The organism is Natronococcus pandeyae (assembly GCF_008122205.1).
In the GTDB taxonomy this organism is placed as follows: Archaea; Halobacteriota; Halobacteria; order Halobacteriales; family Natrialbaceae; genus Natronococcus; species Natronococcus pandeyae.
Map to the genome: position 1 here is coordinate 58,400 of NZ_PHNJ01000018.1, position 13,754 is coordinate 72,153.

Sequence of the window (13,754 nt, forward strand, 5' to 3'; positions counted from 1 at the left end):
CGAATGCATCTTCCGCCTCGAGTATATACGTTGGCTGCGCGGTAGCATACCGATCTCGGACAGGCTACCCTGACCGAAACGAACATAACAGGTCGAGTCGATGTTATTCCAGTGACCGGTTCGATGAGTACGGCCGATCGTCTCGTTTCGGTGGTCATCCCGACGTATTACCGCAACGAGTGTTTGACAGAAGCGTTAGACAGCGTCATAGACCAAACACACAAGCCGGTCGAAATTATCGTCGTAGACGACTCCGGCGAGTCCCACGCGCTTTCGGTCGTGAAGCGCTATCCTGAGGTAGAATACATCCCCCACGACAAAAACCGGGGCGCACAGGCCGCCAGAAACACCGGACTCGAAAAGGTGAGAGGCGACTACGTAAATCTCCTTGACGACGACGATCGGATGCGACCGCGAAAACTCGAGAAACAAATCGAACTGATCGAATCCAATCCAGACGTCGGCGTCGTGTACTGTGGAAAGCAGTGGGAGAACGGCCACAAGGTCATGCCCGACTCCGACATTCGAGGAGATGTACTGCACCATGCGCTGTCGTTCCAGATGACGCCCAGCAGTCCGTCCGCAATGCTCATTGAGCGGGAGATTCTCGACGACATCCGTCCGCTCACTGACCGTCCGGGTGGTGACGACCTCGGGTTGAAAATCGAACTTGCTAGGCGGACGGCATTCGACTTCGTTGACGAACCGCTGTTGATCCAGGGTCACGCTGGCGAATCTCGTGGCGGATCGATGGGCGCAGTAGTCGGTCGTCGGCAGATTCTCGACGAATATGCCGCTCTCTACGAAGAACCTCCCCAATCTGTTTACCGGAGCGCTCTCGCCCACACGTATCTGCTCGAAGCCCACATTCTGTTGTATCAGAACACGTGGTCGTTGAAAGCAATCAAGGCCGCAACACTAGCATTGTATTACGTGCCGGGTTTACGGTTAAGCTTCGCGGGCTACGCTCTGGTATCTCTGTTCGGTCGTCCCGGGCGACGATTCGGCTGGAAAATATATGATAGACTAGTACTAGGCGACGAGCATCAAGGTGGACTCACGTAATCACCAGTCACAAATGGCAAACGAACACCATAGAACACCGATGGATCGCCCCAACATCGTGCTCGTGACGGCCGACAGCGTTCGGGCCGATCACTGTGGATTTCTCAGCCCTGATATCGATACGACTCCGACGCTCGACACGCTGGCAGAAGACGGGCTAGTATTCGAAAACACGATCGCGCCTGGACCACGGACGCCATCTTCAATGCCTGTTCTCTGGACGGGAGAACACATCGGACGGGAAAATAAAGGCGTGTACGCCAGCCGAAACGAGAAAAAGAAACGCTGGCAAGAGCGTCGACGCCGGATCAAGCATCATGTCACTCGATTCGATACAATCGCCCAGCGGCTGTCTCGAAAGGGATACGACGCGGGCGCCGTTACCGCCAACCCGTGGACGACGACAGACACAGGATTCACTCAAGGGTTTGCACACTTTGTCAAGGTAGATGGATTCCCGAGCGACGATACGACGCCCACGGGAAAGCGTCTCCTCTCGAAGTCATCCGTACTGCCCGGCGTTCCCGACGTAAGTCAGTGGGCACTCACATGGACCGATTTCTACGATCGGATTCTCGAGATAAGGGAAGAGCTCGCGGAGCCGTACTTTCTGTGGGTGTTTCTGCTCGATTCCCACCAGCCGTACATCGCGCCATCGAGGTACAGGACCGAGAACACCGGGCTGGAGATGTATTATGCGAACGTCGCGTATGAATACGGCCATACGGCATTCGAGGAGTTGCCGGGATATTTGGAGGACCGGTTGGAAGCAGCGTACCGTGATACTATCCGGTCGGTAGATGGCTTCGTGGACCGATTGCTCAAGGATCTCGATGGAGACAATCCGGCGCTCGTGTTTCACGCTGATCATGGCGAGGCGATGATGGAGCACGCCACTCGCGGGCATCGTCCGGAACTGTACGACGAAAATCTCAGGGTCCCGCTTCTCGGGCACAATGTCGGAACAACGGGCTGGGTGTCAGAGCAGACCGCGCTACGGCATCTGCCGCGATTATTGTCGTCGATTGCTGCGGGCGAGCCCGATCCAGCGGAGATCCTAGAGAACCCAGTCGTCGCGAAAACAGAGGAGAACGAACGGGTCGCGGTTCGCACCGCCGAGTGGAAACGGATCGACAGCGACGGTGCATTCGAGTTCGCTCGCGAGTCTCCAGCGGACGAACTGTATCACCTTCCGAGCGACAACGACGAGACGCAAAACCTGGTCAATACACACAGGGAGATCGTAACCGCACTGGACGGATGGGTGGCGGGACACGATCGCGCTCTTGATGAGCGGTATGATATCATCCGTGCTTTACGAGATTCGATACAGGAGCGGACGCTATAGGACGGGGGAACTCTTCAGGACAGTCAGTTGAAACGATGCAACGAACTTTATCTACCGACGGATGCACTTCTACAGTCAATGCCTTGGCGTCCAGACGAATTCAATTCGGATCCGTTCGAGAGTCGAGTCAGCCTGGAGGAGTTAGCGCTCGTTCTCCTCGCCGTATTCGTCGCTCTCGTCGGCCTCGATGTCTTCGTCGGAATTGGCGAGCCGCGGGCGGTGTTCGCCTTCGCGTTCTTCGGGGTGATCCCGGGAGCGTTGCTCCTAACGTTACTAGGATACGGCCCACGAGTCGAACTTCCATGGTTGCTGTACGCAATCGGCGTGAGCCTTCTACTCATCATGGCTATCGGGTTCTTGTTGAATCTCCTCCTCCCGGAGTTTGGAGTCGAACGTCCTATCGGGGAACTTTCCCTCGGGATCGCACACGGCTTGTTCGTAATCGCTCTGGCATTTGCAGCACGATTAACCGACCCTAGTGTGCGCACGATCTCTGTCCCAGATACTGAAGCGTGGAGAGAGTGGTGCGCACGATGGCTCCACCCGACGACTCTCGGGTTTCTGCTACTCCCTCCGCTTACGATCCTGAGCGTCGTCTGGCTTAATCACACCAGTGACAACCGACCGCTGCTCGTCGTACTCGCCATACTGGGACTCGTTCCCTTGGTGATTGCCCTCAAACTAATTGGTCGCCGTTGGCTCGGAATCTCAGTCTGGACGGTAGGCGTGTCGTTGCCATATCACGACACTCTATGGAAATTCTCCAATTTCGGCGGACAAACAAACATAATCGACGCGTGGCGAGAAGGGAGATGGGCGATCACCACCGATCCGCCGTTTGCGGCGGAAACATCCCTCCTTCCTAACGTCACGCTGTCACCGACGTTCGCTCACCTCGGGGGAATAGAGGTACTCACGCAAATCAATGTTTTTAATCCACTTCTCGCATCGCTGATTCCAGTCTGTGCGTACGTCATTTTTGGGCGCATTTTCGACCCCACCGATGCTGCTCTCGGCGCGATACTCATTACGTTCATTCATCCTTTTTATTTCCAAGTGCCGACGATGGGACGGGCCGGGACACCGGTCCTGTTTTTAGTGCTTGCTGGCGTCGCCATTACCGATACTGATCTTGACCCGGTGTTGCGGAAAGGATTGGCGCTCGGATTCGTGGCTGCGCTCGCCACGTCCCATTACGGCGCCTCCTACTTCGTGATGCTAGCCTTCCTACTAGCAGTTCTTCTTCTAGTGGGTTTACGATTTTTCGACACAATCGCCTTCGGATTGACCGAACCGCAGCTCAGACGTAATAAAGACGGGGTCAGACGCGGCTGGGGATCCGTCGTATCGACAAATTCGTACACTCTCTCAGCGGCGTTCGCGATATTCTATACGGTCTTCGTGTACGTGTGGTACTTATTTACGTATGACGGGCGACGGGTGTGGAGGTTCTTTACGCGCGTCGAAGCATCACTTATCGACTTTTTTACCAGCCCCGCGACTCCACGCGGAGGAACGACGGCTCGACTCACCAGAGAATACGGAACCATCTCTATTGAATTGTCTCGATATATATACGTATTCCTCTCTGCTCTCATCGCTATTGGTTTCATGTACATATTTATCCAACGGTTCACCGGACAAAAACAAGTGGGAAAGGATATTCTTGACGAATACATTGTTCTTGCAGGCGGAATAATTGGATCGTTTTTGGCTACGTTCATATTCTCAGCAATGTGGGGGGGTGGCCGACCGATGGCAATATCGTTCAGTATCATCGCAGTACTCGCCGTGATTGGGATTTACGCAGTCGTCAACGTTCTCTGGGGTAGCTATCAGACCGTAGTTCCATCAGGGACCGACGAAGTGGATCAGAAGAGAAAACGGACGGCTACTCGATCCCTCTTTGCTATGATTATCGCAATACTGCTTGTATTGAATACGGGCGCTGCTGCTGCAGTAGTGCTCGGTGGCGGTGCACCTAGCAGCGTTCCGCTACAGGAACAGATTGTAGCGGATGCCGACGAAAATCCTACAGCAAATAGTAATCTTCACTTCGGACAGGATGTCGCGACCTATGCCTGGATCAACACTCATGGAAACCAGAGCCACGGGATACACGCGGATTTAATCACTCGAACGGCGGCGAATGATTGGTACGGTCCACAAGTGAGATCGGCCGAGGATCCCGAGCGAGCAGTCTCACACTCTTGGACTAACGACTTGTTTGACCTCCCCGATCACGAAGGAACATCATATGCGGTACTATCTGGGCATAATACTGATCTCGGCGTCGGTATACCACGTGAAGGAGTACATCACACAGGTGCACGCGCTGGTGAGGACCTATCTGACGTTGAAGAACGATTGTCCGATGAAAACCGGGTGTACACCACTGGAAATAGTAACATATATTTTACTTCTGATGATTTATAATTATTTGACAATTGGGTAATTTGGACTATAACATACTGTATTCTAATCTGAGTTTCCTTGCGTCATGCCAAGACAATGTAAATGTAATGAGTCAATCCCAACTACATTCATATCGGGTTAATTAGATCCCGACAAAATAATAATTGATGGACATTGGAGAGAACTGAATGACAATATCTTGATTTTAACTGTGGATTCTACAAACTGAGCAAGTACTTTATGTTGATGTTGATTGCGGCATAGACCCTGTACCTGTTGTCTTTGAGCCAGATAGTGTTTGTTGCCGCTAACCCGCGACAGTTTCGTAGTCTGCGAGTCGGAAACGCTGTCGGCCAGTTGTTCTTTCCACTGCTAGATCGCTTCCTGGGAGCGATCAACGTTGAGCACCTGCGAAGGCGGATATTTGCCAAAGCGACAAGCGAGCGGCATAGAAGCGGATGACACTCCTGTGAGGTCATTCGCTGTCCGTTCTCGCTACCAACACTCAAGAGCCGCCGAGTTCAACGTGTAGAGTAGTGATTTGCATGGATGCTAAACTATTACCATCTTCTCACATCTCAAAATCACCCTAGATAAGGACTAGCGCCCGATGGCTTTTTGTGACCACTAAACAAACTAATAGTAGCCATGAACATCTTTGTTGAAAAGTTAGCATCCGGTGACGTGCCACCATTAACACACCATGAGCAGAAGCTCATTGTTGAAGACAACATCGGCGAGGGCATTCATGTTCATTTCCGGAATGTTCGGTTGGAGATGTCTATCGAGGATTATCTCGTGTTCTCGGAGGAAGTTGCGGCAGCAGCAGAGGTATTCAACGATGGCGATTGTTGAAGAACTACTGGCACAGTTCGAAACGCCAAGCGGACAAACGTATCGTATCGAGTACAACGAAAACGGGTTTGTACATCTCCATACAGAGCATATCCGCCTTGATCTGACGCCGGAAGAGTTTCTGAAACTTTCTGACGCAATAACAGAAGGCCATGAAACATTACTTGATCGAAAAGATGAGCTTACAGCTAACTGATAACCAGGCAGAGATTTTGTCGTCTACGTTTGAACGATTTAATGACAGTGGTATTGAGTACGTCCTACTCCGTCGCTGGGAAGGACTGCCTGAGTACATCCCTGGTGATGATGTCAAGACATTAGATGTGGATATCTTGGTTGCTGAGGATGATTTCAATAATGCTGCCGAAGTAGTGAAAAACGTACAGTTTGATCAGAGCACCTCTCCTCCTGGAATAAATGCGTTGATACTCCACGCTGCTCAAAACCCAAAACAAGCTGCAAGCTTTATTAGTAACAACACTACCGAAGCGCTAAGCCGCGTTGTTGGTGTGACGAAACAAAGTATCAGTACTCCATCTGAATCTCCATACGATCTTGCAACACAGAACAGTTACGCCTACCAGGTTAACCGGAATGGCGTCCTATTGGATATGAAAAATCATCTAAGCCACGTTTCTCCCTGGAACGGGACCCGCTGGCGGCTTGACCCGACAATCGAACAACAGATGTTGGGTCGACGGGAGAAGCACGGACATTTTTATCGACCAGCAGCACCCGATGAACTTGCACATATTGCTACCCATTGTGTATTCGAATATGACGGGGAATTTACCACCTACTACGAGGAACGATGTCAAGCACTGAAGGAACAAATGGGAGACAAAGAATGGGAGCAGTTGAGTGAGTTATTAGAGCTCATTTATTTTGATGCTTCGGAAGTAGTGCTCCAAAACATCCGTCAGGGGACCTACAACTCGATTCGATCGGAACTGCGAGTCTACGCTGACTACTGAACGTCTATCGAACGCTGGTATTGCTGAAATGCGTGAAATAAACGAGCAGATCGTCCTGATTCCCCCCTGAACCCTGTCCCGTTTCGACGTGATAAGGTTACCGAGCAAGCAACAACGCGAGAGACTATGGTCTATCAGATCACAGATCAGTTCAAAGGGAACGAAAACGTAATCTACCAGCCGCAATCGTCCAGACTCAACCTCAATAGCCTGGTATTCACCTGTCTGGAGAGTGCCGCCGCTCCTGCGGCGGCGCTCTCACGGCGTTATCGGGTGAGTCACGTCCACAGGATCGTACTTCTCCGGAGATAGCGTCGTTAGATACGCTATCTCCTCTCCGTCCACATCCTCAAACACAATCCGCCGAAACGTTTCGCCGGTCTCGGCCAGTTCAATCAGGTCGTCGCGTACGTGTCGTGTCCCTGCTTCGTCAGTGATGTCGATGTCCTGGATTCGCTCTAGGACATCGACCCGAGAATCGGACTGCAACAAACACACGAAGTCCTCTTCACGCTCTTTCAGCGCACAGAAACGGTCATAGTCGAGATAGCCACGGTCGAACACGCGAATTGGTGAGTCGAGGTCTGCGAAGACCTCGACATCGCCTTGGAGATGATCGAACTGAGTTGGTTCGCGTGTTTCGCCTGCTGTGACGGACACGCCAAGAGGCTGCTTGGCGTGTCCGTCCACACGTGCAGCGAGGTTGAATTTGAGGCCACGGTCACCTGGCTTAATCTCATCAATGACTTCGCTGTCATGCAGTTCACTTGGAACAGCGACCGACCTGGTGAGAGCGAGATTTGTCCCGTCGAGAGCGACAACTGCTCGATCGAGCCATTCGAGCCGTTTGCGCTGAACACTGCGTTGGTGATACAGCCGAGGCGAATGGAGCAACTCGAAGAAGAGACGAACGACCGCGCGGTAGTCGCGGTCGTTCGTTCGCCGGGAGAAGGTCGATGCAGCCATTTCCTCGAGTTGATCATGCGTGGCTGTCTTCTCAGCAAGTTCAGCGAGCGAGTCAGACGGATTGATTCCCTCGAAGATACCGACCTTGAGATGATTCTCAAAGCCGTGCTTGTTCGTGTAGGTGCCGATCCCGAACTGATCGGCAATGTACTCGCTGTCGACTGCGTCGAGCAGCGAGTAAAATTCGCTCGCAGTCGTGGCTGATTGACTACTCTCACCGATGAGATTCTGGTCAGAAGAACGCTGTGTCTGGGAATGAACCGTTTCCGTCATCAGGCCGGACATGACGGCCTGACACCGGATTTAAATACTCGAAACGGGACAGATCGAAAAGTGGTTTCACACCCTCAAAATGCGAGTCGACCGCTTCCATAACTCGTGGGTGGGCAGTCGGGCGAGCGTCCGAGAGTGTTTGAACAGTTCATGCATTACTACAACCACCAAAGACCGCATCAAGCCCTCGACGGAAACGTGCCAGTCGAGGAGGTGCAAAACTAGACAGTGCCTCTGATCCCGGTCAGGAAGGCGATGTGTAGTTAGGTGTAGGTCGGCTCGTTAACTCATGCCGAACGACAATGAAAGGGACGTCGCTTTCGAGAAACGAAACGAGATACGAACCGCAGATCGAAGTCTGAGGATTGCAGCGAGCCGTAGAGAGCGACGTGACTTTCCTCATGTCCTTGACGGTGAACCCTAGGGAGCCTGTTAGATTGAACACAACCGATAGATTGAGCGGGAGTTTTTTTTAGATTCGCCGCCAAGTTATGCTGATGGTGGAATATTCGGTCGGGTTAACAACCTATAATTGCGAAGTCGAAGCTCGAGATTTTGTCAATTCATTTGAGGTGGATAATCGCAAGGTTGAGCTGGTTGTCGTAGATGCCGGAAGCAATGATGAAACACGGGATGTTTTTCGTCAATTCGAAGGGCCTGTTCAAGTCGAAACACGTGATGGGTGTACTCGTGGTGAGGGAAGACAGCACGCTGTGGAGATTGCTCAAAACGACCACATTATCAGCGAGATTGATCCTGATGTTCAGTATTCCGGGCTCGGTGCCGTCCTCGAAGCTTATGAAGGGATAGATGAACAAAATATAGCGTTACTAGTTCGTGGTAACAATGGTCTAATTGTTGCCCCGACAACATTACTAAAACAATATCATTATCGTCCTATACAGTATCGAGAGGACCACGCTCTCCATGATCGACTCTACAAGGCAGGTGTCCTCCGTGTCCTCGGACCCCCTCCTTCTGTCGAAGAAAATGGTGATATGAGGGTAGAGAAGGTCCAGTTACCATCTGGTGACATATTTGTTGCAGCAGAACAGTCAAAAGATATGACTCCCTTAGAACGTCTTTCTGATTGGTATCGTGATGTACAGGCGATGTACCGTATTGGTTTCTCAGAAAAACAGATTTTCACACATAATATCCGAACAATGTTACCCCATGAAATAGTCATCACAATACCATTAACTGTAGTGGCACTGCTAAATGCTAATGAAGACAGGTATTCTGATGCATTAGCTCATTGTTCCGATGAACTATACCAACCGCTAAGACATGAATGTTATTAGATATATAAAATTATGAAATAATTATAAAGAATATGATCAGATTAGCCAAAATAGGGATTAACAAGGCTCGAACAGAAGGAGTTCTATCCCTATTCCGGGATGGACGTCGAGAAATTCTTGGGAGAGGGTATGAACGAGGTCTAAACTCATTCCCTTCAATATCACAACGCATCATTCGGTTACATACAGATATCCGTTGTGGGTTTACCGATGCTGACCCGTTCAAGGTCATTGAGGTTTCACCGGACGAAATCACGCATGTTTCAGAACTCAGTCCAAATCTCTATGGATGCGTTTGTCAGGGAAACTGGGACCGGAAAGGAGGGTCGTTCAAAAAGAAAAACCAAACCTATGAAGCTATTCGATCATATCTATTTGACGATGATCCGTCTCTTCTTCGAGAACACTACAAAAGTAAGCTTATGCATCCACGGGGAAGGCCCTGGGGGCACAATTCAATTGAAACGTTTGATGACCGCCTTCAAGAAATTCAGACACTTCATAACTCAATTAATTCTGATGGGTACCTGTCCCAACAAGAACTTATGGATAGAGACCAATCGAGCACAGATAATTTAAATAATGAACCGGTACCGACTGAACTTAATGAAGTAACTGTTGACATCGGGCGCAACGGTGAAATGTTATGGACGAATTTTGGTGCACACCGACTATCAATTGCGAAATTACTGGATGTTGATTCAATCCCCGTGGTTGTCGCAGCACGCCACTTAGGATGGCAGAAAAAACGATGGATACTGGCTAATCTAACTGATCAGAAAGAAACCACCTCATCACTTGCTGAATACACCACTCATCCGGATCTCCATGATCTGCTGGTCGAAAAATAAACTATTCCGATCTAATAAGTACATGTGTAGAGTTTTCAATCAAACTGTACGCCGCTACTTCCTTCTGCCTCCGGATACCGCGGATTGACCAATGCCAATCCCATCGTTTTGATTAGAGTAAGTTAATTTTATTAAGGATGGCAAAATAATATATCAGATATTATTTTCAACTATTTTCGATACCCTAGCTCTCGCAACTGTTGCTTCGTCACTGCGTCTAGTTCAGATGTCTCTGGGTCGATCGACACCTCCCGAACGTTCTCGATCCACTTGTTGAGGGCCTTTCGTAACACATCTCGTGCCTCCGGGAGGTGAGACGTAACATCTGCATTCTCGTCGGGGAGCTCAAAGAGAAGTTCCGATTTTGTAATCGATTTCTTGAATACGGACAACAGTGTGTTTTCAAGGTCCAGCGTCTCGCGTGAGCGAAGACGCGATAACTCCCAGTTCACCCTCACGAGTTTGTGGTCCATTGACCGCACCGATTGCGTGTTTGTCAGGCCTCGAGAAATGTCTGTGTGGGAAAAGACATGGTCTTTGAACGGTCGATCGTACTCAAACAGGGGCTGAAGTGATTCTCCTTGCGTCTCGAACGGGATTCCCGCCAAATCCGCGACCGTCGGCATCAGATCAACCGTTTCGACGAGTCCGGTTCGCGTATCTCCATCGTAGGTTCTACCATCCGGTTTGACAATTGCCGGGACGTGTAACAACTCGTCGTATGGTAACGTTGCTAGATGGCCGACGAACGCACCCGGCTCAAACAGCGTTTGCGAGTGAATGAATCTCGGGGCAAGAGCCTGCATTCCCCGCCGGATCGGCGCGTATGTGTGCTCCAGTCGACCGTGTTCTGAGAGCAGTTCGCCGTGGTCCGCTGTGAAAACGATAACCGTCTCGTCGTACAGGCCGCTCCGTTCCAAGTAGTCGAGAAGCCGCCCAAAATGCGCGTCAGCGTGGCGGATCGTGTCGTCGTACAGGTTGCGAACACGTGAGGCTTGATCCGGATCCGCACTCCGGAGCGATTCTAAACTGCCGTCGATCGGATGGTCGGGGTCATCTTCCGCGAAGACGTCCGCTCGCGGACCGTACGGGTCATGCGTTCCATTCGACCACACGAAGAGGAAGAACGGGCCGCCGTCGCACTCTTCTATCCAATTGATAGCCTGGTCAGTACAGACGCCGGCCCAATCGGTGAATCCGTCGGTCGCCTCTTGCGTCCGAAACAGCTCCTCGAAGGTGTGGAATCCCTCGTCGAATCCCCGTCGTTTTGAGATTTGCACGAGTGAAGAGAAGCCGGCGGTCGTGTAGCCGTGGTCAGCGAATCGGCAAGCGATGCGCGGAGCCTCGTCGGGAACGATGTCGTAGGTCGTCCTGGCCTGGTGCGCTGGCGGGTATAGACCGGTGAGGATGGAGACGCTCGATTCGACCGTCTTGTAAGCCTGTGCGAACGCCCGCTCGAACCGAATTCCATCCCTCGAGAGGCAATCGATGTGTGGCGATGTCTTCCGTCCGTACCCGTAACAAGATAGGTGGTCCGCGCGCAGGCTGTCTGAGACGTAGAATATAAAGTTGGGTTTGTCGGTCATCTCAATCGGTGGTCACCTGGCTCCGGTAGAGTTCGGAATACTTGCCGCCCTCGTCAAGCAGTTCCCCGTGCTCGCCGGTTTCCGTGATTCGACCGCCTTCGAGCGTGTATATTCGATCCGCGTTGCGAACGGTTGACAGCCGGTGGGCGATCGCCAGGGTCGTGAACTCACGGGCCGTCTCCTCGAGTGATCGTTTGATTCGGTCTTCAAGATTCGTGTCCAGATCGCTGGTGGCCTCGTCGAGAATCAGGATCTCGGCGTCCTTGAGGAGTGCTCTGGCAATCGCCACGCGTTGTTTCTGTCCGCCCGAGAGCTGGACTCCGTCGTCGCCGAGCATCGAATCGTAGCCGTTCGGCAAGCCGTCGAGGAACTCCGTGACCATGGCGATCTCGCAGGCACGTTCGATTTCCCGCTGAGTTGCCTCACGGTTGCCGATCGTCAGATTGTACCTTAGCGTGTCGTTGAATATGAACGGATCCTGTCGAACGATCGCGATCTTCTCGCGCCACTCCGTGACCGGAAAGTCACTCAACGGCGCCCCGTTCACCGTTATCCGCCCCGAGTCGGGCACGTACAGACTCGCCAAAAGCAAAGCGATCGTGGACTTCCCGGCCCCCGACTGCCCGACGAACGCGACGAAGTCACCGCTCGTGAGTTCGAAGGAAACGTTCTTCAGGACGTTCTCATCGTTGTAGGCGAACGTGACATTCTCGAATTGGATTGTATCGATCCGATCCGGCACCTGTTTGTCGCCGGCGGACGGTTCGGTATATTCTTGCAACCCATCGACAAACCGTTGTGTCCGGATCAAGTGCGGCATGTCGGCGAGGATGTCGTACCCCTCTTCGTTCAGGTTGCTCACGATCGGCGCCAGTCGAAACATGGCGAAGAGGAAGACGCCGAGCGCAGCCAGCGACATGGCTCCGATCGTCAGTGCGAGATAGATGAGCACGAAGAGCATCGCGGCAGAGATGAATTGGTAGCTACTGTTTATCGCGGCCTTGTTGCGCTTCACGGAGACCCGGGATTCGACGAACTGATCGATCGCAGTCGAAAAGTCCCCGTAGATTTCCTCAACCATACCGAACATCTTCACGTCTCGGATACCTTGGGTGCCCATCTGAACGACCTCCTGTATCCGCTCGTTCGCGTCTGCGACCCGATTGCCGACTGAGGTCCCCTTTTCGACCGCGTTTTGTACGATGAACGTCAGAACAACGAAGGTAACTGCGGCGAAGATCGAGAGAAACGGAGAGAGGTAGAACGCGATCGCAGCGAACACGATTGCGAGAAACGCCTTCTCGAGGAAGAAGATCACTTTCTCGATTACCTTGCCTGCGTACTGGGTCTGGGTGATAATTGCGTTGAGAACCTCGTCCGATCCCTTCTGGTCGTAATAAGCGGTTCGGGCGTTGAGCGCGTTTTCGAACCCGCGGCGACGAAGATCTCTGATATACGCGGATCTGAGAACCTCCTTGAACCACTTCAGGAAAAATAGCGTCCCGAACCGGAGGCCCATGACGAGCGTGACTCCGAGGATGACGGATCCGAGCGTGAAGGGGATCCCGAATGTCTCATATATCAGGACAAACGCGAGCATAATTCCTTCAGCCTCGGCGGTCGGATCTTCGTGCTGTGCGATTTCGATGATCGGCAAGAGGAACGTGAGGCCGATCCCCTCTAGCACCGCCGTGACAAGCCCGAGGCAGAGTATTACCGCGCTGAGTTTCGGATTGAATCTGGCGACGTCAATGAGACCGCGGAGAATATCTCGTCTCGTGTAATTTTGGTCGTTCATTGTTGGTAGAGGACCGGACCGCTGTACGCTGAAATCCTTTGCTAAAATGAGGTATAAAGGTTGATTCTAGGACGCCGTCACAGCCGCTACTGACAATTCTCGGTCGTCACCCTATAGACGAACCGCTGGTATTCCCTGCCGACGGTTGTGTTTGGACGTCGGAATTTGGGGGTTATAGCGACTACAAGACGGAAGTAGTGGCGGAAGAGGTGGAAATGTAGCTGCCATACGGGAACTGATCTCCATAATTTCTTAATCTCAGCCGTTCTATTGTGGATGAAGAACACTTCTGTTTCGATTAGGTGCCAAAACTCCCGAT

11 protein-coding genes and 1 pseudogene are annotated in these 13,754 nt (G+C 51.9%); 9 read left to right on the forward strand and 3 right to left on the reverse strand.

All coding sequences use genetic code 11. The features are described 5' to 3' along the window. The first annotated feature begins 111 nt into the window (after positions 1–111). From CV102_RS22435 to CV102_RS22460, 6 genes are all read left to right on the forward strand, one after another. A complete protein-coding gene (locus CV102_RS22435; RefSeq protein WP_222863728.1) occupies positions 112–1,065 on the forward strand; it encodes a glycosyltransferase family 2 protein in 954 nt (317 codons plus the stop codon). A 13-nt stretch (positions 1,066–1,078) separates the two neighbouring features. Further along, the gene (locus CV102_RS22440; RefSeq protein WP_148860253.1) at positions 1,079–2,413 is read left to right on the forward strand and encodes a sulfatase-like hydrolase/transferase; all 1,335 of its coding nucleotides are present in this window, start codon (positions 1,079–1,081) and stop codon (positions 2,411–2,413) included. Between the two features lie 78 nt (positions 2,414–2,491). Then, a complete protein-coding gene (locus tag CV102_RS22445; protein WP_148860254.1) occupies positions 2,492–4,849 on the forward strand; it encodes a DUF2206 domain-containing protein in 2,358 nt (785 codons plus the stop codon). A gap of 627 nt (positions 4,850–5,476) precedes the next feature. Next, positions 5,477–5,683 carry a hypothetical protein gene (locus tag CV102_RS22450; protein WP_148860255.1) on the forward strand — a complete coding sequence of 69 codons (207 nt, stop codon included), beginning with the start codon at positions 5,477–5,479 and terminating at the stop codon, positions 5,681–5,683. Then, entirely contained in the window at positions 5,670–5,879 is a 210-nt protein-coding gene (locus tag CV102_RS22455; RefSeq protein ID WP_148860256.1) for a hypothetical protein, read from the forward strand. The genes CV102_RS22450 and CV102_RS22455 overlap by 14 nt, the downstream gene beginning before the upstream one ends. Continuing rightward, positions 5,836–6,657 carry a hypothetical protein gene (locus tag CV102_RS22460; RefSeq protein ID WP_148860257.1) on the forward strand — a complete coding sequence of 274 codons (822 nt, stop codon included), beginning with the start codon at positions 5,836–5,838 and terminating at the stop codon, positions 6,655–6,657. The genes CV102_RS22455 and CV102_RS22460 overlap by 44 nt, the downstream gene beginning before the upstream one ends. Positions 6,658–6,915: 258 nt before the next feature. Here the strand turns inward: CV102_RS22460 and CV102_RS22465 are convergent, their stop codons facing one another. Beyond that, positions 6,916–7,908 carry an IS4 family transposase gene (locus CV102_RS22465; RefSeq protein WP_233710784.1) on the reverse strand — a complete coding sequence of 331 codons (993 nt, stop codon included), beginning with the start codon at positions 7,906–7,908 and terminating at the stop codon, positions 6,916–6,918. Positions 7,909–7,948: 40 nt separating this feature from the next. Here CV102_RS22465 and CV102_RS22470 point away from each other — a divergent pair. From CV102_RS22470 to CV102_RS22480, 3 genes and pseudogenes are all read left to right on the forward strand, one after another. Further along, positions 7,949–8,121 (forward strand): annotated as a pseudogene (locus tag CV102_RS22470) (integrase core domain-containing protein); the annotation flags it as partial. A gap of 272 nt (positions 8,122–8,393) precedes the next feature. After that, positions 8,394–9,200 carry a glycosyltransferase gene (locus CV102_RS22475; protein ID WP_187433084.1) on the forward strand — a complete coding sequence of 269 codons (807 nt, stop codon included), beginning with the start codon at positions 8,394–8,396 and terminating at the stop codon, positions 9,198–9,200. A gap of 32 nt (positions 9,201–9,232) precedes the next feature. After that, positions 9,233–10,051 (forward strand): hypothetical protein, encoded by an 819-nt coding sequence (locus CV102_RS22480; RefSeq protein WP_148860259.1) that lies wholly within the window; start codon positions 9,233–9,235, stop codon positions 10,049–10,051. Positions 10,052–10,221: 170 nt separating this feature from the next. On the opposite strand, the gene CV102_RS22485 is transcribed toward CV102_RS22480, so the two are convergent. Both CV102_RS22485 and CV102_RS22490 read right to left on the reverse strand, forming a co-directional pair. After that, positions 10,222–11,637, reverse strand: coding sequence for a sulfatase (locus CV102_RS22485; RefSeq protein ID WP_148860260.1), 1,416 nt, complete (start codon positions 11,635–11,637; stop codon positions 10,222–10,224). A gap of 1 nt (position 11,638) precedes the next feature. After that, positions 11,639–13,324: an ABC transporter ATP-binding protein gene (locus CV102_RS22490; protein ID WP_306438868.1), complete on the reverse strand. Its 1,686-nt coding sequence runs from the start codon at positions 13,322–13,324 to the stop codon at positions 11,639–11,641. Positions 13,325–13,754: the final 430 nt, after the last annotated feature.